This is a genomic window from Lacinutrix neustonica (assembly GCF_026625145.1).
In the GTDB taxonomy this organism is placed as follows: Bacteria; Bacteroidota; Bacteroidia; order Flavobacteriales; family Flavobacteriaceae; genus Lacinutrix; species Lacinutrix neustonica.
On the sequence record NZ_CP113088.1, the window covers coordinates 3,120,198 to 3,141,655 of the forward strand.

The window sequence follows — 21,458 nt, forward strand, 5'->3', positions numbered from 1 at the left end:
ATAGGTAAATATTCATTTCCGCTTATCCCCAGCCTTTGTATCAAAAGCAATCAAATTAAATAATTCTCGCATTCGACTACGAACTCGGTTTCCATAGCGTTCTTCCAGTTCCTCGGCATTCAGGTTAGTTGTGGCGTGTGTTTTAATTTTATGTTTGGTTTGCAAATATAGCTCGTATCGAGATAAAAGCACTTCGCCCATCACGTTAAGATCCTTACCGTAAAATCTGCCGGACGGTTCCACGCCCAAATCATCAAAACAATAAAACTTTGTGTTACCATATTCTTCAACTGTTTTAAAGCCAAGATGGTTAAAACTGAAGGTTACGTTCCGGCAGGGAATCATTTCGTAAGGTCGTTGCAATGGCACCAAATGGCGCAACAATTTCATCAAACTGGTTTTTCCGCAACCTACTGGTCCGAGAAAGCAAGATGCCTTTGTCAATGTCAATGCCATAAATCTCACAGTTATCCTTGTCCTTGATGAAATAGGAACAGAGCTTCAGCAGAATATCCTTGTCCTCATCATAAATCCTGAACTTTTCGCCAAACAAAAGTTTGCCTTTGGCATTCAGGTAAATCAATATTTTTGGAAAATCGTAGAGGACGCTTTTGCCATCAAATTTTCCAAGCGAATATTCCACGCCACCTTCGGTTATTTTAGAGGGGTTGTCCATAATCTTTGTTTTTAGTGGTTCGCAAGTTGTCCTTGATTTGGGACACTTGTTTTTTGTTTGATTTTTTTTCCTCGGCGAATATTTCAGTTCTGTCCATCCAATTGATGGCTACGGCTCGCCAATCTCGAATTTCTTTTCCATCGCTTGTTTGCCAGTTACGAGTTTGGTAATGCTCAAAGAATTTTTTTGCTTCATCAGCATCAAAACCTTTTTCTTCAAAAAAAATAAAAACGGCCTGCCAGCCCTTTGGTTGTTTTATATTGTTTTCTTGTTTGTTATTGTTTATAGTAGATACCAATGCTTGTCCACCTATGGGACGGTGCGAGTCCACAGCTTGTCCATTATTGGGATGGTGTTGGTACACTACTGGTTCACGTATGGGACGGTACTGTTCCGCAAGCTGTTCTAATATGGGATTGTACTGTCCCGTAACAGGTTCATCACTTGTCCCAATAATGGACATCTTGATTTTACTGCCTTTGTAGGGATTGTTAGAAGGGAAGTAGGATAGATAGTTCCAAGAATCGAGGTCTGTCACACATCTATGATAAGTGGATTTTGAACCAATCTTGGCAACGCGCATTAATTCGCGACGGTTTACATAGAACTCATCTGCAAACCGACTACTGTTCCATTCTTGGAACAGCGCCATATATAGGCTTATGTGCGTTGGATTGAGGCGGTCATCAAAAAAGAACTTTTCAAAAGCCGCATTTAGTAGCTTTATATAGTTCATCTTTTAAGAATTTTGCTTGTGCTGCACTCGATTTGAGTTCATTACACCTTGAATTTCCTCTGCATCATAGTAGATAATGCCCCCAACTTTTGTGTATGGCAACGTTCCATTGATGCGAAGATTCTGTAATGTACCTGGACTGACTTGAAGCAAGTCCATTACCTCGGAAGATTTTAAATATTTCTTGAGTTTTCCAGTTGCTTGTTTAGATAGAAGATTCTTGATGTCATCGAGCAATTCCATTTTAAATTCTCGAAGGTCGTCGGTGGTAATAATATTTGCTGGCATAATAGAACGGTTTTAAAGAAAGGGACTATCGTATCGATTTCAACTAATTTGATAGTCCCTGACCTGATTTGACTTTCGTTCTACAAATTTGGGATGGTTTATTGGATTTTAATCCCAAGTTGTACCCAAGTAGGGTGTTTTTATTTACTCATTTTCAATGGTTTAAATTGGTTTGATTTAGAGGTGTCACTTAAAATCATCTATGCCAAATGATAATAGATAAAATTAATTTTATTTTTTCCCAAGTAAGACCCAACTTGGGAAGAAATTTAACATTTTTAAAAATGAAAATATCAACCGTCCGTTTCTTCCATTCGCCTTAAAAGTGTTGCTTTTAGTCTATCAATAAACTTGGTTTGGTCGATTTTCCGTTCTCTTATTTCGAGAAAAGTTCTATAAACGTTACCAAGATTAAGTTCAAAAATATCTTCACAAGCTGATGCCATTTCTTTAATACCAGCTGTACCACTTTTTATTGCGCCGGATGCCTGTAATGCATAAATTAACTCAATTAGGTCTGTTTTTGAAGCAGTCCAACCAAGTCGCTCACCGTTTGATAGAGTATTCAGCTTATTCGGTATGCCGTATGACAAATCCCTTAAATTACTTAACTCTTCAACGTAATGGCTTATTAATAGGTCATAGGCCATAATTTTGGCAATTGCATTATCGTGGCTTGTGGAAAATTCAGCATCTGTATAAAAATGAGAAGTGTTTGATACCAAGCTAATTTTATCATTTCCTCGCAGAAAATAGAATTCATCCGGAAGTTCAGAATCCTCTCTATAATATTTAATGAAATCTATATTCCGTCGATTACTTTCTTGTAGCCTATTTATTTCTGAATCAATAAATTCCTGTTGAGATTTTATTGTTCCCGCAGGTCTATTTATCAAGAAATTGTAGAGTTTGGCATAAAATTTCAGTCTGCTATAGATGTAGGGTTTATGCTTTTTAAAGAAAATTATTTCATTCTTTTTATCTACGAATTCATTTTCCCTTACACAGATGCGTAATTTCTGCAAGTATTGTCTTGAAATAGAAATACCTTGTTCAACATTGTTGAAATCGTTTAGATTAGATTCCTCAACTACTTTTATTTCCTCTTTGTAATTGTCTAGTATTATATGAATTAACTTATGCAAAATATTTTTGGGGCTTTAGATTTGGGTTAATTATCAATAAGTAATGTTTGTATGTTATATCTTTTTATGGGGGATTTTTAAAAAAGAACAGACAACCAATAGCGAGCAAAACAATGCTACCAGCAATTATGAAAGGATAGTAAAAACCGCCTGCAATCAGCCAAGTTCCTAAAACGGGGCCTAGAATCTGACCAATACTATTGGTCGAACTCTGAATAGAAATATTCCTGCCAGTATTTTTCCTTGATATTAATGAAACCGCAGAGAGCAAATTTGGTGTTACCATAGCGCCTCCAGCAGCAAAAACAACGATTAATCCATAGACTAAAAATTCATTGTTAAAAAATGGAAAGGCAATCAAGGATAAACCAGATATTAGTAACCCTAAAGCAATTTGTTTCTTTGTTGATAAAAACTTCTCTCCATAAGTAGCGAACACAGGTTGTAAAACAGCCATTATTGAACCACATAGCATAAAACCAATACCAACTTGATTACTATTAAATCCTAATTCATCTTTTCCGTAGATTGAAAAGACAGTTTCAAATAGCGTCACCACAAATTGGATAACAAACGATAGCACTAGTAATACGATAAAATATTTAGTAAATGTGAACCGCAAACTCACTTTTCGTGTTGTGAACTTATGTACGCGAGCGGTGTTTTTTAACCATTTCATCACAACCAAAAGGACAATCAATCCTAGTAGTGCAACGAAAAAAAAGGGCACTGAAAATCGGTCTAAATGTAGCAGGCCTATTGTATATTTTATATGAATATCAGTTTGGGACAGAAAGCCGCCAATGACAGGGCCGAAAATAACACCGGAGCTAATGGCAACACCGAGACCAGGCCATTATTTTTGTTCTACGTTTTTCAGATGTAATATCACTTAAATATGCATTGCTAACTGGAATAACTGATGACGTAAAAATTCCACCAAAAATTCGAGCAATATATAGCATTGTCAAGGATGTGGCTAGGCCAGTAAGTAATTGCATAATTACAAAACCGATTAGTCCACAAATGATAATAGGTTTCCTGCCGTATCTGTCCGATAGTTTTCCCCAAACCACTACGAATAGTAACTGAAAAAATGGATAAATGCTTGTGAGCAATCCAATATGGAAATTGATAAGGTCGGTGTCAAGATTGTCTTTTAAAGCTAATCTTTCGGTATAGTAAGGAAGGGTTGGCAATAATATACCATAGCCCAACATCACTACAAACAAACTCAATAGAATTAAAAATATCCTGTTGAGTTTTTCTTTTCTATCCATTTATTTTTTACCGATTTTTCGCTTCAATAATTGCGCATTAATAGCCACTATAATTGTACTCAAACTCATAAATACCGCTCCTACAGCTGGTCCTAAAACAAAGCCAGTAAGAGTATAGAACACCTGCAGCTAATGGAATGGCCACCACATTATACCCAGTTGCCCATATTAGGTTCTGAATCATTTTATTGTACGTAGCCTTTCCGAACAAAATTAGGTTTGCAATATCTTGTGGATTGCTATTTACCAATATAATATCGGCTGTTTCGGCGGCTACATCAGTACCGGAACCAACAGCGATTCCTACATCAGCTTTGGCAAGTGCGGGCGCATCGTTTACGCCATCTCCAGTCATAGCCACAAACTCTCCTTTGTTTTGCAACTCTTCTACAATTTCTACTTTTTGGTGCGGTAGCACTTCGGCATAATAGCCATCCAACCCTAATTTTTCACTCACAGCTTTGGCTGTTTTTTCGTTATCCCCAGTTGCCATCAAAACTTTGATATTATTCTTTTTAAATATTTTTATAGCTTCCGCAGATTCAGGTCTTATTTCATCAGCAAGCGCAATGTATCCTGCTAGTTGTCCTTCAATTAATACAAATACAACAGTTTCAGCAGCGTCACTATAAGCATCTTCAGGAATAGTTATTTTTTCGTCCCTTAAATAACCAGGACTAACCACTTTTACTTGCTTTCCTTCTACATTTGCCTCTACACCTTTACCAGTGATCGCATTAAAGTTTTCAGGCTTTGGGATTGTAATATTGTCTTCTTTAACTTTTTTAATAATCCCAACAGCAATTGGATGTTCTGAACTTTGTTCCAACGCACTTGACAGTCTTAAGATTTCATCGTTTGAATAGGACGCATTTACAGATTTGATTCGAGTAACGCCAAAGTCCCCTTTGGTCAAAGTCCCTGTTTTGTCAAATAGTAAGGCGGATATCTTACGTGATTCTTCAAAGGCAGTTCTATTACGGATTAATAATCCATTTTGTGCAGATACAGCAGTAGAAATGGCAACTACAAGAGGAATTGCAAGACCCAATGCGTGTGGACAAGCGATGACCATAACGGTAACCATTCTTTCTAATGCATACACAAACGGAAAGCCTAAAATCAGCCAAACTGCCAACGTACCAAAACCAATAGCCAAAGCTATATAAGTCAACCATTTTGCTGCCCTATCGGAAAGGTTTTGCATTTTAGATTTGGTCTTTTGTGCTTCCTCAACCATCGTAATAACCTTATTGAGATAGCTGTCTTTTCCTGTATGTTCCACCTTTACCTTTAAAGTGCTATTGCCATTTACTGAACCACCTATTACCTTATCCTTTTCTTCTTTTTTTACAGGCTTGGACTCCCCTGTAAGCATTGATTCGTTTAAATAACTTGAACCTTCTACTATGATACCATCAGCTGGAACTTTCTCTCCTGGCTTTACCAAAATCACGTCATTTTTTAACAAATCTTCAAGTGGTATATCTTCAATAGTGTCGCCTTTTACCCTGTGAGCTTCGGCAGGCATCATACTAACTAAAAGTTGTAATGCTTTTGAAGCGCCTAATACACTTTTCATTTCTATCCAATGACCAACAAGCATAATAGCAATTAGTGTTGACAGCTCCAGAAAAAGTCAACTCCTCGTAAACCAAAGACAGTTGCAGAACTGTAGAAATAGGCGACACTTATTGCCATAGATATAAGTGTCATCATACCAGGTGCACCATTCTTTATTTCGGAAACAAATCCTTTAAGAAAAGGCCAACCACCATAAAAATATACAACAGTGGAAAGTGCAAAAAGGATGTATGGATTTCCTGGAAGTAAAAATTCATAACCAAAAAATTCTTGAATCATTGGTGAGAAGAACAATATGGGGATGGTAAGCACGAGTGTTACCCAAAACCGTTTTCTAAAGTCTGCAATCATCATTTTATGATGGTCGTGACCCATTTGTCCGTGACCCGGATTATGACCCGAATGGTCTCCACCTCCATTTCTCATCTTGGAATGATCCATTTTGGAATGATCTTCTTTTTCGTGGTTCATTTTAGAATGATCCATTTTCGAATGGTCCATTTCGTTGTTTTTGTGCTGCTCGTGATTTTCCATTATAGTATTGTTTAAGTGTTATCGTAATTTTTTTCTCATTGCTTCCGATATGTTTTCGGCATAGACGCCATAAGCATCTACTAAAAGACCTTTAAGTCCTTTTTTGGAAGATATTGCATATAAAATGCTGTTATCATCGGTACTGCTCATTCCTTCAAAGCGATATATTTTATCCACTTTAAAATCTTCTGGTCGAATCTCAATTTTCAGGGAAGCACATTCCGAGACATTCAGGTTTTAAGTTGAAATCATAAGGGTATTCGTTTGTCTGCAAATCGTTAATAGCTTCTGAAAGGGTGTCATAATTTTTCATTTATTTTTATTTATAAGTCATTGTAAAATAACTGTTGTCTTCTTCGGTAAATTTTTGAAAGGTCAATAGACCTTGTGCATTTAATTTCTCGTTAACAGTATAATTGAGTTGCTTAATGCGAATTCCCAAGGCATAGGCCTTAATGTTAATTTTTGAATTAATATTATTTTCGCTATTATTAAATTTTCGGTCGTAAATTTTTATGGTACTTTTTGAGCCAAAAAAATTCAACAAGCCCGAATCAAAACTCATTTCCAGTTCTATATTTTCAAGATTTTTCAAGTCGTAGAGTTCTTTAAATTTTTTAGAAGTTGTATTAATTTCGGTTTCTTTTGATTTTGGGTTTGAAAATGGAAATGCCATTACCATTATACTGGCTTCATCAGGCTTACAGCGATAGGTTGTGGTGTATTTATCGGTCGCTATTTTGTCTTTATCAAACAATTCCGTAACCACCTTAATTTCATAGTATCCATTTTTCTCTATTGTTTTACCAGCTTCAAAAGTTTGTTTATTGAGAAAAGCACCTTTTTCATCAAAATTCTCACGAATGACCAATCTGCCTGAAATCTGCCCAATAAGCATTTCAGTTTGTCCAGTCATTGTGATGCTGAATAAAATAATCAGTACTATGAAGATTCGACTTCTCATATATGGTGCATTAATTTCTTTACCTCTTTTGCCAGTATATCGCTTAAATCTATGCCATTGGACGGATGCGGAATGGTATTGCAGGTCACTATCTTTTCTACTCCGGAATCCAACAAATCTTGATAGGCATTACCTGAAAAAACGGCGTGAATACCAACACATATAGGTGGTCTCATCCCTGCTTTTTTCAAATGCACCACGGTTTCAATCATCGTTCGCGCCGTAGAAATAATATCATCTACCAAAATAGGTGTGGCATCTTTGTATTTGTCCACATCAGGAACAGAGACTTCTACATCACGGTCACCGTGACGCACCTTTTGTAATACTATAAATGGTGCTCCTGCATTTTTAGCAACTTCAGAAACCCATTGTTCACTTTCAGAATCGGGACCGATAAGTACTGGGTTTTCGATGTTTTCCTTTATCCAATCTGAAATAGCATCGGCAGCGTGAATTACTTTATTTGGAATTTGATACACTTCTCCTAATGAACTAATTCTGTGCAAGTGAGGGTCAACCGTGGTAATGCTATCGGCAAAACCTGAAATCAATTTTCCGAAGAAACCGAAGTTACCCCTTCGCCTTCATTAAATACTTTGTCCTGCCTCATATATGCCAAATAGGGCGCTACCAAACAGGTGCACATTGCCCCTAATGATTTGGCTGTATGACTTAAAAAATAAAGGGGCAATAGTTTTTCGTCTCGGTTCGTGCAAGGTGCATACCAGTACAACACATTTGTCTTTAACATCAGATAAGATACGTGTATAGGATTCTCCATCAGGGAAGTTGCGCAAAGTGGCTTTGCCAACTTCGGCATCCATTTTTGTAGCCATTAGTTCTGTGAGTTTTTCGTTTCCGGGAAGACTGAATAATATTGTTTTCATAGTTTTTTAAATTATAGTTATGATGTCATTATGGTTGTTTTTATACTCTAAAGCATAATTAAGTTCGCCTTTGGATTCGGCATATATAGTGTATAGCAATTGGTTCTCTTCAATTGGTTCTCCCAAATGGACATTCAAAAGAATCCCAGCCGATTTAGACTGCGGTGCGCCGGAAAGCTTGGCGAGTTTTGCAATCTTCCTATTATCTATTCGCTTTAGATTCCCGGAGGTTTCTGCTCTAATTTCGGTTTTATAGGGTGCTAAAACAGGTTTTGAAAAGCGACCTTGCGCATTACAAATAGCAAGGAATTTTTTATAAGCCTGACCAGATGTGAGAATTTGATGTGCGGTTACTAACCCTTTCCCTTTTTCTACTTTGCCGGAAAGCTCTATTAGTTCAGCGGCTAAAAGCAATGCTCTTTCTGTTAGGTCTTTTGGTGCATCTGCTTCATTTTTCAAAACTTTTAAAATATCAATGGCTTCTAAAGTGGGGCCGATACCCCTTCCGACAGGTTGTGAGCCATCTGTGATTACAACTTTTACATTCAAGTCAACAGATGTCCCAACGGTTTCCATATGATTTTTTAGTTTTTGAGCCATTTCGGTACTGCGAACCTTGGCGGTTTCACCCACGGGAATATCAATGACCACGTGAGTGGAACCAGCTGCTGCTTTTTTAGAGAGTACCGAAGCAATGAGCTGCCCTTCACTATCAATATCCAAGGCTTTTTCAATTTTGATGAGCACATCATCCGCAGGACTTAATTGGGCTGTTCCGCCCCAAACAAAACAACCGCCTTCTTTTTCTACCACGGTCTTTATTTCTTCTAAAGAAAGCGCCACATTAGTCAGTACTTCCATAGTATCCGCTGTGCCTGCTGGCGAAGTGATGGCGCGTGAGGATGTTTTAGGCATTGTAAGTCCATACGCAGCGACAATAGCAACCACTAATGGGGTGGTTCTATTTCCAGGCAATCCGCCAATGCAATGTTTATCGACCACAATTTCTTTGTCCCAATTCATTTGCTTACCGAAGCAATCATTGCTTTGGTAAGGTCAGATATTTCGTCAATATCCAGTCGGTCACCTGCACAGGCCGTAATAAATGCCGAAAGGTGGATGTTGGAATAATCGCCTTCAACTATATCGGTTATGATTTCATTAAATGCTGAATAATCCAGTTTTTGATTATAAATTTTCGCTCTGACGTGGCTTAAAGATTCAATTGGTTCTAAATGGGAAACATATAATGTATCATTTGGGGAAACATTCAGTTTTTTCGCAGCAGCATCTGATAGTCCGATTTCATTGGGCAACAGAATATCAGAATTCAGGACATTAAGACTTGCTACGATTGATTTATTTGCATTGGATATTCTTATTCGGGTAAGTGCCTCAAACCCTTCTGAAATACAGACGTGGCAATCTTCGCGCATATACACTACATTTTCGTTTTGGGTATAGATTCCGAGATGTTTATATTTTAATATGTTTGAGTGTGTGTCCATATTTTATTGATTGTTGTGATTTTTCGATTTATTCTATTTCTTCGATGGTGTATAATTGCGGAATTTCTGCATCCCACCCATAGGTTTCCTTGATGCCCTTTTGTAATGCTTCTGCACTTTCTTTTTCACCGTGTACAATGAAAACCCGCTCTCGGCTTATTTTTTATTTTGCGCATCCAATCCATAAGTTCAGCGTGGTCTGCGTGTGCCGAAAGCCCTTCGATTTCAGCAACTTCCATATGAAACGGCACCCATTTTCCATAGACTTTTAGTTCTTTCTCACCTTCCAATAATTTTCTACCACGTGTGCCTTCGGCTTGATAGCCCACAAAAAGCAAGGTGTTATTTGGATTTTGCGCTTGGGTTTCGAGATAGTTGAGCATTCTTCCGCCTGTGAGCATTCCGCTTCCTGCAATCACGATTTTTGGCTTGTTGTCTGTTCTTAATTCCATTGTTTCCCGAAAACTGCTTACGACCGTAAAGTGAGAACACATTTCGTCACATTCGTTGTCCTCCAATCTGTGCCAATCGCGAGTTCTATGAAACAGTTCCAATACATTGGCACCCATCGGGCTGTCCATAATCATTTGTACTGCGGGGATTTTCTTTTCTTTCAATAATTTCCAAAAGATGAGCATCATTAGCTGGGCACGTTCTACCGAAAAACTTGGGACAAATAAGCTTCCTCCTCTATTAATGGTTTCGTTGACCAATTTTTCAATCTGCGGAAGTGCTTCCACTTCATCGGGATGAAACCTTCCACCATAAGTAGATTCAATGAAAAGCACATCGGCTTTTTTTGGTTTCAGGGGTGGATAGAGCAATAAATCATTGGTTCTTCCAATATCTCCTGAAAAGACAAAACGCTTTCCGTGTATATCTAACTCAATATAGGTTGCACCAAGAATATGTCCGTTGTATTGGAAGCGAGCCCTAATACCATCAAATAACGGAATCCATTGTGATTGTGGAATTCCTTTAAAGTGTGGGATAGTTTTTTCTACATCCTTTAAATCGTATAATGGTTCTGCGGGACTATGTTTGGAATAGCCTTCCTTATTGGCACGTTCGGCTTCTTGCTCCTGTATTTTTGCACTATCATTCAAAATGATTTTTGCAATGTCCAAAGTAGGATTCGTACCATAAATGGGGCCATTGAAGCCTTGTTTTACCAATCCGGGTAAATAACCTGTATGGTCCATATGACCGTGGGTAAGCAAAACAGCATCAATATCACCTACATTAACAGGTGGGTACTCCCAGTTTTTAAGGCGTAATTCCTTTAACCCTTGGAAGAGGCCACAGTCTATAAGTATCTTTCTATCTCCTGTATCCACCAAATATTTTGAGCCAGTCACGGTGCCTGCCGCTCCCAAAAAGTGGATGTTTATTTTTTTGTTTTTCATCGTTATAGTATTTATTAATGTCCACCACAACAGGAAGGCGTATTTCCTTTGTCTTGGTTCGATTTGCTCAATTCCGCTATTTCGTTATATAGATTGCGGGAATCCTCTTTTATTACGAGTGCCAACTTCTTTACGGATTTAGGCTCGAAGTGTACCATACCCAATAATATTTCGAGGGCTTCTTCAAGTAGTTTAGAATCATCTTCCAATGCTTGGTAAAATGGCTCTAAATCTATACGGTTCTGTTCTTTCAGTTCTTCTGTTTTCATTTGTCCTATTTATTTAGATTAAAAATTTAAGTAGTGCTCTAATGAATTCCACATAATTCTCTTGAATCTTCGAGAACCTTTTTGTGTCTTGATTTTGGCACTCCTACTTGTTCTAAAATTTTTGGGGTTTCGTGAAGCTCTTTACAGAGTACGATACCTTCATCCAATAGTTTTGTTTTTTCAGCTTTGGTAAGTGTTGTTAATGCTGTTAATGGATGCAGCCCCGATTTATCTATTCTGTCTTTTAAACCGTCACCAATTGGATAATTCCAACTTGTCAATAGTAGCCTCACGCATTTACCATATTTCACCGCATCACTTGTAAATCGTGTATTGGTGTAAACGCCTCCTTTATGAAGCTTGGCTTCGTGACCTTTTTGACGTTCCCATTGTTTTTCAACATCTAAAAATCTTGAGTGGATATATAAGGGAATTTTAACGTTGCAAAAGCGACCTTGGTCACTGTGGTATTTACATTCAATCATATAATGGGTATTGTCTTTTTGGGCTATTACATCCACTTCGTGCTGAACGCAATTGCCTTGAACTATTACACCAACCTGTGTTGAAAACCCTTCGTGTGCCAGTAGTTTGCCTACTAACTTCTCAAATGGGAAGCGCGAAGGACCTAATTCCATCAGGGCTTTTTTGAGTTTGTATTTTGAAGCACTTACTCTCGACTTACCTTTTAGCATTTTAAATGCCATTTGATAGATTTTTTTGGTGGTAATGCCTTCATATAATTGGTCTTCAACTTGCCCTACTATTTGCTGAATCAATTCTTCACTTGCTTGCGAACGTCTTAATGAATTGATAAGTTTATCCACATCAAAGGCTACCACGTCGCCCGAATATTTTACTATGTTTATTGGATGTTTCATTTTTTAATATGTATGGTCATTACAGGAAGTTCAGAATGATTGGTTACACCTTCGGCAATACTTTTTGAAAATAGGCTCAAAAATCCTGTCTTTCCGTGGGTACTCATCGCAATTAAATCTGATGGCTGATGTTTTAAAAATGTATTAATACCTGCCTCTACTGAAGATTCGTTATGAACACTCATAGAAAACTTTTTTAGGTCGGGAAACTTTTCAAGGAATTCCTTAACAGGGTTTAATCCAACTTCTATACTGTTAAAGTCTGTTTCTGTATTTATGCGTAACAAATGAATTTTTGCATCACATTTTTCAGCTATCGAAAGTACTTCTTGAAACGGATGACTCACATCTTCTTCAAAATCTGATACGAATAGAATGTCCTTAAAGGGAAATGTTACTTCCTCTTCTTTGACCACAATAATCGGGGCATTGGCCTTTCGGACAATTTTCTCAACATTGCTGCCAGTTATTTCCCTCACTCGACCCTTTGTTCCACTACTGCCAGTTATAATAAAATCGTGATGAAAATGGCCGGAATGTTCCGAATATCTTTTTGTCCTGAATCGAACTGAAGAAAGGTTCGGCATTTAAGACCTTCGTGTTCCGCTATTTTTTCGAGTTCACGTAAATTAGCCTTTGCAGCACCTATCTGCTTTAAGGTTTCACGGATAACGCTTTTCTTTAAGTTTGTCTAATTTTACCCAATCCACAGGTGTTGTCATTTGATGTAGAAAGTGTATTTCTGCATTGTATGTTTTTGCCATTTTAATCCCGAGATGTGCAGCTTTAGTACAGTTTTCAGAGAAATCGGTAGGTACAAGTATGTTTTTCATAATTTTTTGTTTTAGGGTAGTTTGTTATTGTGCGGTATAGCCACCATCGATTACCAATTCAGAACCAGTCATAAACTTGGATTCATCCGAAGCTAAATAGACGACTCCATAGCCTATATCATCAGGCTCTCCCAAATGACCAACAGGATGCAAACTTTCTAATTGCTTTTTGCCTTCTTCTACATTACCTTGAGCTTTCAGAAAATTTTCTACCATTGGTGTCCGAGATATAAGCAGGATGTATAGAATTGATACGGATTCCGTAGCCTTGTCTTGCACAATGCAGGGCAGCAGATTTCGTGAATATGGTAACACCGCCTTTGCTTGCGTTATAAGCAGGTAGGTTAGGGTCCCCGATAAGTCCTTCAATGGAAGAGAAGTTGATGATGGAACCACCTTCTCCAGTTTCCTTCATACCCTTTATACCATATTGAGTACCTAAAAAAGTGCCATTTAGGTTTACATCTATGAGGTTTTTCCAATCTTCAAGGGTAACTTCTTCTACAGTTCCACCTAATCCTATTCCGGCAGAATTAGCTAATATGTGTAATTTTCCGAAAGTTTTGAGCGTGGTCTCAATGACATTTTTCCATTCATCTTCTTTGGATACATCTTGTTTAATGAATATAGCCTCCCCACCGTTAGCTTTGATTTGTTGGACTACCTTTTTTCCATCTTCTTCATCTATATCTGTAACAACGATTTTTGCTCCTTCACGTGCTAATAAAATAGCACTTGATTTCCCTAGACCGGAGGCACCTCCTGTGACAATGGCTACTTTATTTTTTACTCGATTCATAATTTTAAGATTTAAGTGTTACTACTATTTTTTGCTTCTTAATCAAGAAACTTCGTTTCCTGAAACTTTGCCTTTTTCAAAACAATCCGGATTATATATTGTGGTTTCAGCAATATTTGTCAATGCAGTTTCGGTTAAAAAGGCCTGATGACTGGTTATCAAAACATTGTTGAAGGTCATTAATCGGGCAATCACATCGTCTTGCAAAATGTCATCGGAATGGTCTTCAAAGAACAATCCTTCTTCTTCCTCATACACATCTATTCCGAAATACCCAATTTTTTTAGTTTTCAATCCTTCGATAACAGCTTTGGTATCGACCAATCCTCCACGACTTGTATTGATAAGCATTACGCCTTGCTTCATTAATGAAATATGTTTTGCATCAATCAAGTGTTTCGTTGAAGACGTTAGTGGTACGTGTAAGCTTATGATATCGGACTGCTTACAAATAGTTTCACAATTGGTATAGATTACATTGTAGGAATTGATTAAATTTTCATCCACAATGACATCCTGAACAAGTATTTTACAACCAAAACCGTTTAGTATTTTTACCAATACAGACCCAATTTTTCCAGTCCCGATAACGCCGACGGTTTTTCCATTGAGGTCGAAACCGGTAAGACCGTTCAATGAGAAATTCCGGTCACGTACCCTGTTGTGTGCTTTAATCAATTTTCGGTTTAATGCAAGTATGAGCGCCATTGTATGCTCTGCAATGGCATAAGGGGAATAGGCTGGAACACGTGCCACCTTCATATCCAGTTCAGCTGCTTTTGCTAAATTCACGTGATTGAATCCTGCTGAACGCAGAGCAATATATTTTACGCCAAAAGCATTGAATTTTTCAAGAATGTGTGCCGAGGCATCATCGCCCGTAAATAGACTTACTGCTTTAGAACCCGTTGCGAGAATAGCAGTTTCTTGAGTTAAACGACTTTCAAGCAGCTTTAATTGATGCTTGCCATCATTCGCTTTTACGAGATACGGCTCTTCAAACTTATGCGTGCTGAATACTATTGTTTTCATTTCACTTTTTTTAATTTCCTAACTGTATTAAAATATATACTAACCCTACGATGACAACAGTTCCAAAAATTAGCATCACGAGTTTCCCGGTCTTTTTAGAACCTTTGAAATAGGTAATACCAAGTTTTACAATCATATTGCTTATGGTTGCTGTTATAATGACATTGGTGGCCAGCGTGAGTTTTTCTTCCAAAGACCCAAATTTTGCCATACTGATAGTTATCGCATCAGTATCTGCCAATCCTGCAATTAGGGCTGAATAGTATAAACCGCTTTCGCCAAAAAATTGATTTCCATAAAAAACTGCAAACAGGATGACCACATAAATACCACCAAACCCAAGAGCGTTCCAAATATTGAGCGGATTACCAAGATTGATAGCTGTTTTTGTGACATCTGTATTCTTTTTGATGAATAAGAGTGCGCTTATCAAGCAGATAAGGGTAAGAATAGTAAATGGAATGACTAAATTTAAAAGTATGGCACTATTGAAAATATAGGCGAGAATCGCAAGTCCGGGAAACATAATTGCGGAAGCTATAATGATACCCGCAGCATATTCTTTTGAAAGTTACGGCGATTCCTTACTTCGCGAAGCATATATCCAAGCTACTGCGGTACTTGAAATCAATCCGCCTAAAATAGCAGTAAGCAGAATACCACGTTTAGAACCTACATATTTTACAAGAAAGTAACCAATGAAATTCAGAAATGACACTATCACTATTATCGCTCCAATCTCAAAAGGGTTTAGCAAACCTTCTCGGACCATAATCTTGATTTGGCAAGAAGGGTAAAATGAGAAGCGCAATAATTGAAAATTTAATAAAAGCAAAGAGCTCTTCAGAAGTAATATTCTTAATGAATGTATTAAAGGTCGTTTTCAATGATAACAGCGTAACCACGACTACTGCGGTCGCAACTGCTTCCTTATGTAAATGATTGGCAACCATAACACCCAAAATTAGCGTAGCGAACAAGGCCATATTGGTGGTAATACCAGTCATAATATGCTTTTGTACTATTGAAAGATGACTCAAAGACAGAAACAAAAGAAATGCTGCTGCAATTATAATGACCAACCAAGGTGTATAGGTTGTGGAAAGATTTCCCAATATAAAACCAATAATGGCAACAATTGGGAAGGTTCTTATACCTGCAAAGCCTTGTTCTTCCTTCAATTTATCGTATTCACGTTCCAGCCCAAGAATAAGGCCAATGCCCAGGCTGATGAGTAGTCCGAGGATAAATGGGTTGATATTTTTAAAGGCTTCTATCATTTCTTACTTTCCAAATAATTCTAAAAGTTCATACAATTCATTATCTACTTGATGTTGCTTGACCACCTCTTCAAAAGGGGTTAGATGCAATTGATTATTTAAGATTCCTACCATTACATTTTTTTTACCTTGTAAAAGTGTTTTCACAGCCGCCACTCCAAGTCTAATGCCTAACATTCTATCTAAAGCTGACGGATTTCCACCTCGCTGGACGTGGCCGAGTTTCGTAATTCGTAAATCTACATTGGGATTGACTTCCTTTATTTTTGATGAAACAAGCTCGGCACCTAATTCATCGCCTTCTGAAACCACCACAAGGAAAGCATCTTCGCTATCGTAATTCTTAACCTTGTCCAATAGATAAATAAAGTCCTTTCCACTCTCGGGAATAAGGATGGAATCGGCACCTACCATTAACCCGGAATGAATAGCAATGTAGCCTGAATCCCTTCCCATTACTTCAACAATAAATACACGGTTGTGAGATTCGGCAGTATCTTTTATTTTATCAATATTTTCAATGGCAGTGTTTACAGCCGAATCAAAACCAAGGGTGTAATCTGCACCAAAAATATCGTTGTCTATAGTGCCAGGAATGCCTATAAACGGAATGCCGCATATTTCTGAAAAAGCTAATAGACCTTTAAAAGTACCATCACCACCAATAGCAATTAAAGCATCTATGTTATTTGCTTTTAAAGTTTGCAATGCTTTTTTACGACCCTCTAATTCCGGAAATCGTTTGCTTCGTGCTGTTTTTAGAATAGTGCCACCTTTTTGGGTTATTTTTTTTAGTTCGTGAGATTTTAATGGTATCAAATCACCATCTATCAACCCTTCATACCCTTTTCGAAAACCACTTATTTTTATGCCTTTTGCTTCAGCGGATTTGGCAATGGCGTATAGTGCGGCGTTCATCCCAGGGCTATCGCCTCCGGATGTGAATACGCCTATATGTTTAATTTTATTAGTGCTCATTAGCTATGGTGTTTTGTAACTTTTTTTCCGAAATAGTAAAATCTTGAATTGTGTTCCAAACAAATTCTGCTTCTTTCAGAAAGAACTGATGGTCTCCTTCAGATGAAGTAATCAGTTGTGCGTTTTTAAATTCCCTCGATAATTTTAAGGCATTTTCCAAAGGTGCAGTAGTGTCTTTTTCTCCGTGAATAAAGAGCACATCTTTATCCTTAATTTGCTTTGTAATCGCATATAAATCTGTTTTTAGGATGACTTCTGTGAGAGAATAATAATAACTCATCCAATGATGCTTTTTTGCATCTTCATAGACATCATCCGTGAGGTTATCAGGCTTGAATGCACGTGACATAAATATGGGATGAATCATACAAATGTATTTTGAGAATTTGCTTGTTGAAATCCTATCTACAAAGGAATGAGAAGACATAATTTCTTTAAATTCATCAGCGTTCTTGTAAACAGGTATGCTTATAAAAATTCCTGCCTTGAACCAAGTGGGTTGCTTTTCCAATATTGCTAATGAAATCATAGCTCCCATAGAATGTCCCACAATAATTGTTTTGCCATCATTGAATTCTTCTTTGTTTAAAATTAATTCAAGGGCTTGCAATTGTATTGAAAGGGAATAATCACTTTGTGGTTTTGGCGAATCACCAAAACCTAGCAGGTCGACTAAAAGTAGCTTATGTGTAGTTGTAATACTTTCTAAATTGCGTTTCCAATAATGCAATGAGCCTGTTAAACCGTGTAACAAAATAAGTTTGTTTTTTCCGAGCCTATTATTTCATAATTCAACAGTGTTTCTTTGGCATTATAGACTGGTTGCTTACTAATCTTGTAATGCTGATAGCTTGCTATAGCTACAACGGGAAGAATGAACACTATGGATATGAGTAGTAATGTCATTGTTTTGAAATTGATTTATTATCCGTTTTCTCACTAACCAAGATTGGGGTTTTACCATAGAATCTATTGAAAACCATACAGGCAGTCAAATCACCAGTTACATTTACCGCAGTCCTAAACATCCCCAAGAGTCTCTCTACACCAATAATAATAATGATGCCTTCGGCTGGTATGCCGACACTTCCCAAAACAGAAGCGAGTATAACCACACCGCCTCCAGGAATGGCTGGTGTGCCAATGGAAGCAGCTACTATGGTTACGATGACCACTATAATATTGAGTAAGCTCATTTCCAGTCCATAGGCTTGCGCTATAAAAAGAGTCGTTATAGTTTGATAGAGCGCCGTTCCATCCATATTGACGGTTGCGCCAATAGGTATGATAAAATTGCTAATAGTCTTGTCCACTTTTAGTTCTTCTTCGGCGGTTTTTAGAGATAAGGGCATCACAGCGGCAGAACTTGTGGTTGAAAAAGCCAATAATTGAACATCCCTTATTTTTTTTAGGAAATGCAATGGGTTTTTCTTTCCGAGAAGTACGATGAGTCCCAAATAGAAAATTACCAATAAAAGAAGACCGAGAAGTACTACCCCAACATAGTACGTTAAACCTGATAAAGAACTTAAACCAACACTAGAGGTAAGCTGCGCCATTAGTCCGAAAACAGCAATAGGTACTAGAAGCATTGACCATTTTACTACTGTCATACAGACTTCCTGAATGGCACTTAAAAGAAGCTTTACTGGGCGCAGTAAGGCATTTTCAAGTGATAGCACAGCTACACCAATAATGATTGTGAAAATCACAATACTTAACATTTCACCACTAACCATAGATGCTAAAGGGTTCTCTCGGAAGTAAGTTTGATATGGCATCCGGAATAGTTTCAAGACCGAAGGAAAGCTCGGGATTTTCCGTTGGAACAGCAGTAATTTCATTATGTTCAGCTAGAGCCTGTTGATGTAAAAAGCGACCAGGTCTAAAAATTTGAGATAGTATGACACCCAAACTTACCGAAACTATGGTAGTGCCTAGAAAATATAATAAAACGCCACCACCTAATTTTTTTAAACTGTCCTTATCATTACTTGCGATTCCTGTGATGATAGAAGCCACAATCAAAGGAATCATAATCATTTGAACCAGTTTTAGAAAAAGTACGCCAGGCAATGCCAGCCAATTCCCTGCGATGTCTGCTGTTTCTTTAGTAATCCACCCGTTTTGAGGACTTAACAGCAATCCAAAACCAACACCCAAAAATAAGGCAATGATAACCTTTAGCCATAGACGACTTTCTACCAATTTTGAGAGGTAGTGATTGAATGATTTAAGTGATTTTACTTCTGTGTCGAACATTCTTTTTTATTGTTATGCAATGCTAATTTTAGTATCCAAATAAACTTTCTGAACGGATTGTAATACTTCCACGCCTTCGCCGAAGGGCTTTTGAAACGCTTTTCTTCCCATTATCAATCCGAGCCACCAGCTCTTTTATTGATAACGGCAGTTGTTATTGCCTCCACCAAATCAGACTTACCTTTAGAGCCACCACCGGAATTAATCAATCCGATTTTTCCCATAAAGCAATTAGCCACCTGCAACCTGCACAGGTCGATGGGATGTTCTGTTGTCAGCGTCTCATACATTTCATCATCATATTTTCCAAAACCGATTTCTTTGAAACCAAAGTTATTTGTAGGTAATTTTTGCTTAATGATATCTGCCTGAATGGTTACCCCAATATGATTTGCTTGCCCTGTTACATCGGCAGCAGCGTGATAATCTTCTTTTCCAGTTTTGAAAGCTTCGTTTCGGGTATAGCACCATAAAATGGTAGCCATACCTAAATTGTGGGCTTCTTCAAAAGCTTCAGCTATTTCTTTAAGCTGTCTATTGCTTTCTTCGGAACCAAAATATATAGTAGCACCGACAGCAACTGCTCCCATATCCCACGCAGCTTTTACTTTACCAAATAAGGTTTGGTTATATTTATTAGGAAATGTGAGCAGTTCATTGTGATTAATCTTTACGATAAAAGGGATTTTATGGGCATATTTCCTAGCGTTCAATCCCAAAGCACCAAACGTGGAAGCCACACCATTACAACCGGCCTCAATGGCGAGTTTTATAATATTCTGCTGGGTCAAAATAATCAGGATTTTTATAGAAAGAAAAAGCTGCACTATGCTCGATACCTTGGTCTACAGGCAGGATGCTCAAGTAGCCTGTACCACCAAGATTTCCGTGGTTATACAATTGTGAAAGACTTCGTAGTACCTGCGGATTTCTATTACTTTGAGTAAATACCCTGTCTAGGCTTGTCTTACTAGGTGTTTGCAATTCGTCCTTGGTTATTTTTTCACAAACGTGATTCAAATAGAAGTCTGCTTTTTCCCCTAACAGTTGTGTAATATTTATGTCTATTTTCATTGTATTAATGATTTAATGAATTCCTAAACTTTCATTTGTTTTAGCGATAGATTTGGCACCATCTGTTTCAATTCCTGTAAGTGCTCTAATGGCATCAATAGTTTCGGGTATAACAATTGCTTGGTTGTCTACCACATAGGCGTAGAAAAGTTCATCCCCCACTACCTTCAGCATATCTTCCCATAGGGCTACTTCATACATATCGCCCCAAGGTCTTCCCATATCCAAAAACATTTCCTTGATAGTGTTGTTAGAAACTAGGCCTTTGTCATATTGAATTAGCTTGATACGACTAGATGTCTTAAAAGCATTCAGCACTTCTTCTTTCGAGGCTTGTTTTTTTAACTTCACATTCCAATAGTGCATATGGCTTAAAGTTTCGGAACTTTTACTGCGGCAGTGATGACATCCAAATCGGGTCAACGCTTTTAGCATCAGGACCTTGGTGGCTCGGGATGTCTTTTTCAGGAACCATCGTATTCATAATACCACCTAAATGGCTTTCCCAAGGATCTGTTGCTCTTCTTAAAAGTGTACCTCTAGCATAATCCAATAAATTGGCTCTTTTTAAAGCGGTCAACGTCCTTAAAATAGAAGTGGTGTTGCAGGAAACTACACGTGTAGCATCTAGATTTAGAGCAGACTGATAATTATTTTCAGCACTAAAGGAATGGCCTGTTGTTTCGTGTTTTTCGCCTCCGTGTAAAATAAATTTGATGTTTTGCTCTTTATAAATTGCTACATTTTGAGCCGCAATCTTTTTAGGGGTACAGTCCACAACGAGATCTGATTTTTTCAACAGGTCGTGCATATCGCCTTTTACTGAAATACCTTCGGATTTCATTCTGTCTTCTGCTTCTTGAGTTGCTGCGTAGATATCGTACTTTTTTCTCACGGCATTTTGAATGCGCCAATCGCTTATGATATCACACACGCCCGAAAGCTTCATATCGTCCTGTAGATTGATGGCATCGGCCACCCTTTTTCCGATGACTCCGTATCCTATAACTGCTATATTTTTCATATAAATTGTTTTAAT

General features: G+C 37.7%; 22 protein-coding genes and 7 pseudogenes. All 29 read right to left on the minus strand.

The features are described 5' to 3' along the window. Positions 1-12: 12 nt before the first annotated feature. The 29 genes and pseudogenes from N7U66_RS16870 to N7U66_RS22885 all read right to left on the minus strand — a co-directional run bounded on the left by N7U66_RS16870 (position 13) and on the right by N7U66_RS22885 (position 21,443). Positions 13-676: pseudogene (locus N7U66_RS16870) on the minus strand (ATPase). After that, positions 660-1,412, minus strand: a complete 753-nt coding sequence (locus N7U66_RS16875; protein ID WP_267676212.1) for a hypothetical protein — start codon at positions 1,410-1,412, stop codon at positions 660-662. The pseudogene N7U66_RS16870 and the gene N7U66_RS16875 overlap by 17 nt, the downstream one beginning before the upstream one ends. A 3-nt stretch (positions 1,413-1,415) precedes the next feature. After that, positions 1,416-1,700, minus strand: coding sequence for a helix-turn-helix domain-containing protein (locus N7U66_RS16880; RefSeq protein WP_026754847.1), 285 nt, complete (start codon positions 1,698-1,700; stop codon positions 1,416-1,418). A 293-nt stretch (positions 1,701-1,993) separates the two neighbouring features. Continuing rightward, complete coding sequence (locus N7U66_RS16885; RefSeq protein WP_267676213.1) at positions 1,994-2,845, minus strand: RteC domain-containing protein; 852 nt, start codon at positions 2,843-2,845, stop codon at positions 1,994-1,996. Positions 2,846-2,909: 64 nt separating this feature from the next. Next, positions 2,910-3,680 (minus strand): MFS transporter, encoded by a 771-nt coding sequence (locus tag N7U66_RS16890; RefSeq protein ID WP_313791540.1) that lies wholly within the window; start codon positions 3,678-3,680, stop codon positions 2,910-2,912. Further along, complete coding sequence (locus N7U66_RS16895) at positions 3,676-4,125, minus strand: MFS transporter (protein WP_267676214.1); 450 nt, start codon at positions 4,123-4,125, stop codon at positions 3,676-3,678. Before N7U66_RS16895 ends, N7U66_RS16890 begins: the two co-directional genes overlap by 5 nt. Beyond that, positions 4,126-6,243 (minus strand): annotated as a pseudogene (locus N7U66_RS16900) (copper-translocating P-type ATPase). An 18-nt stretch (positions 6,244-6,261) separates the two neighbouring features. Next, positions 6,262-6,556, minus strand: a pseudogene (locus N7U66_RS16905) (phosphoribosylpyrophosphate synthetase). A gap of 6 nt (positions 6,557-6,562) precedes the next feature. Next, the gene (locus N7U66_RS16910; protein WP_229719336.1) at positions 6,563-7,159 is read right to left on the minus strand and encodes a hypothetical protein; all 597 of its coding nucleotides are present in this window, start codon (positions 7,157-7,159) and stop codon (positions 6,563-6,565) included. A gap of 44 nt (positions 7,160-7,203) precedes the next feature. Then, positions 7,204-7,761: a ribose-phosphate diphosphokinase gene (gene prs, locus N7U66_RS16915; protein WP_267676215.1), complete on the minus strand. Its 558-nt coding sequence runs from the start codon at positions 7,759-7,761 to the stop codon at positions 7,204-7,206. Between the two features lie 36 nt (positions 7,762-7,797). Then, on the minus strand, positions 7,798-8,097 hold the full coding sequence (locus N7U66_RS16920; protein WP_267676216.1) for a ribose-phosphate pyrophosphokinase-like domain-containing protein: 300 nt from the start codon (positions 8,095-8,097) through the stop codon (positions 7,798-7,800). 6 nt (positions 8,098-8,103) lie between these two features. Further along, positions 8,104-9,120, minus strand: a complete 1,017-nt coding sequence (locus N7U66_RS16925) for a thymidine phosphorylase (RefSeq protein WP_267676217.1) — start codon at positions 9,118-9,120, stop codon at positions 8,104-8,106. Next, positions 9,117-9,605 carry a hypothetical protein gene (locus tag N7U66_RS22875; RefSeq protein ID WP_267676218.1) on the minus strand — a complete coding sequence of 163 codons (489 nt, stop codon included), beginning with the start codon at positions 9,603-9,605 and terminating at the stop codon, positions 9,117-9,119. Before N7U66_RS22875 ends, N7U66_RS16925 begins: the two co-directional genes overlap by 4 nt. A gap of 28 nt (positions 9,606-9,633) precedes the next feature. Continuing rightward, positions 9,634-11,011 (minus strand): annotated as a pseudogene (locus N7U66_RS16935) (MBL fold metallo-hydrolase RNA specificity domain-containing protein). A 14-nt stretch (positions 11,012-11,025) separates the two neighbouring features. Beyond that, positions 11,026-11,280, minus strand: a complete 255-nt coding sequence (locus N7U66_RS16940) for a hypothetical protein (protein WP_009778882.1) — start codon at positions 11,278-11,280, stop codon at positions 11,026-11,028. Positions 11,281-11,318: 38 nt separating this feature from the next. Continuing rightward, entirely contained in the window at positions 11,319-12,161 is an 843-nt protein-coding gene (locus N7U66_RS16945; RefSeq protein WP_267676219.1) for an ATP cone domain-containing protein, read from the minus strand. Next, positions 12,158-12,640 carry a universal stress protein gene (locus N7U66_RS16950; protein WP_267676220.1) on the minus strand — a complete coding sequence of 161 codons (483 nt, stop codon included), beginning with the start codon at positions 12,638-12,640 and terminating at the stop codon, positions 12,158-12,160. The genes N7U66_RS16945 and N7U66_RS16950 overlap by 4 nt, the downstream gene beginning before the upstream one ends. A 183-nt stretch (positions 12,641-12,823) precedes the next feature. Next, positions 12,824-12,994, minus strand: coding sequence for a universal stress protein (locus tag N7U66_RS16955; protein ID WP_267676221.1), 171 nt, complete (start codon positions 12,992-12,994; stop codon positions 12,824-12,826). Positions 12,995-13,018: 24 nt separating this feature from the next. After that, a complete protein-coding gene (locus N7U66_RS16960) occupies positions 13,019-13,210 on the minus strand; it encodes an SDR family oxidoreductase (RefSeq protein ID WP_267676222.1) in 192 nt (63 codons plus the stop codon). Further along, entirely contained in the window at positions 13,179-13,793 is a 615-nt protein-coding gene (locus N7U66_RS16965; RefSeq protein ID WP_267676223.1) for an SDR family NAD(P)-dependent oxidoreductase, read from the minus strand. The genes N7U66_RS16960 and N7U66_RS16965 overlap by 32 nt, the downstream gene beginning before the upstream one ends. 42 nt (positions 13,794-13,835) lie before the next feature. Then, on the minus strand, positions 13,836-14,825 hold the full coding sequence (locus N7U66_RS16970) for a 2-hydroxyacid dehydrogenase (RefSeq protein WP_267676224.1): 990 nt from the start codon (positions 14,823-14,825) through the stop codon (positions 13,836-13,838). Positions 14,826-14,835: 10 nt separating this feature from the next. After that, positions 14,836-15,597: pseudogene (locus N7U66_RS16975) on the minus strand (MgtC/SapB family protein). Then, positions 15,566-16,105, minus strand: coding sequence for an MgtC/SapB family protein (locus tag N7U66_RS16980; RefSeq protein WP_267676225.1), 540 nt, complete (start codon positions 16,103-16,105; stop codon positions 15,566-15,568). Before N7U66_RS16980 ends, N7U66_RS16975 begins: the two are co-directional and overlap by 32 nt. A 3-nt stretch (positions 16,106-16,108) precedes the next feature. Next, positions 16,109-17,083 carry an ATP-dependent 6-phosphofructokinase gene (locus N7U66_RS16985; RefSeq protein ID WP_267676226.1) on the minus strand — a complete coding sequence of 325 codons (975 nt, stop codon included), beginning with the start codon at positions 17,081-17,083 and terminating at the stop codon, positions 16,109-16,111. Then, a complete protein-coding gene (locus tag N7U66_RS16990; protein ID WP_267676227.1) occupies positions 17,073-17,837 on the minus strand; it encodes an alpha/beta fold hydrolase in 765 nt (254 codons plus the stop codon). Before N7U66_RS16990 ends, N7U66_RS16985 begins: the two co-directional genes overlap by 11 nt. 148 nt (positions 17,838-17,985) lie before the next feature. After that, positions 17,986-19,345 (minus strand): annotated as a pseudogene (locus N7U66_RS16995) (dicarboxylate/amino acid:cation symporter). A gap of 12 nt (positions 19,346-19,357) precedes the next feature. Further along, positions 19,358-20,419 (minus strand): annotated as a pseudogene (locus N7U66_RS17000) (class I fructose-bisphosphate aldolase). A 12-nt stretch (positions 20,420-20,431) separates the two neighbouring features. Beyond that, a complete protein-coding gene (locus tag N7U66_RS22880; RefSeq protein ID WP_267676228.1) occupies positions 20,432-20,785 on the minus strand; it encodes a hypothetical protein in 354 nt (117 codons plus the stop codon). A gap of 22 nt (positions 20,786-20,807) precedes the next feature. Then, positions 20,808-21,443 (minus strand): type II glyceraldehyde-3-phosphate dehydrogenase, encoded by a 636-nt coding sequence (locus N7U66_RS22885; protein WP_267676229.1) that lies wholly within the window; start codon positions 21,441-21,443, stop codon positions 20,808-20,810. Positions 21,444-21,458 lie beyond the last annotated feature (15 nt).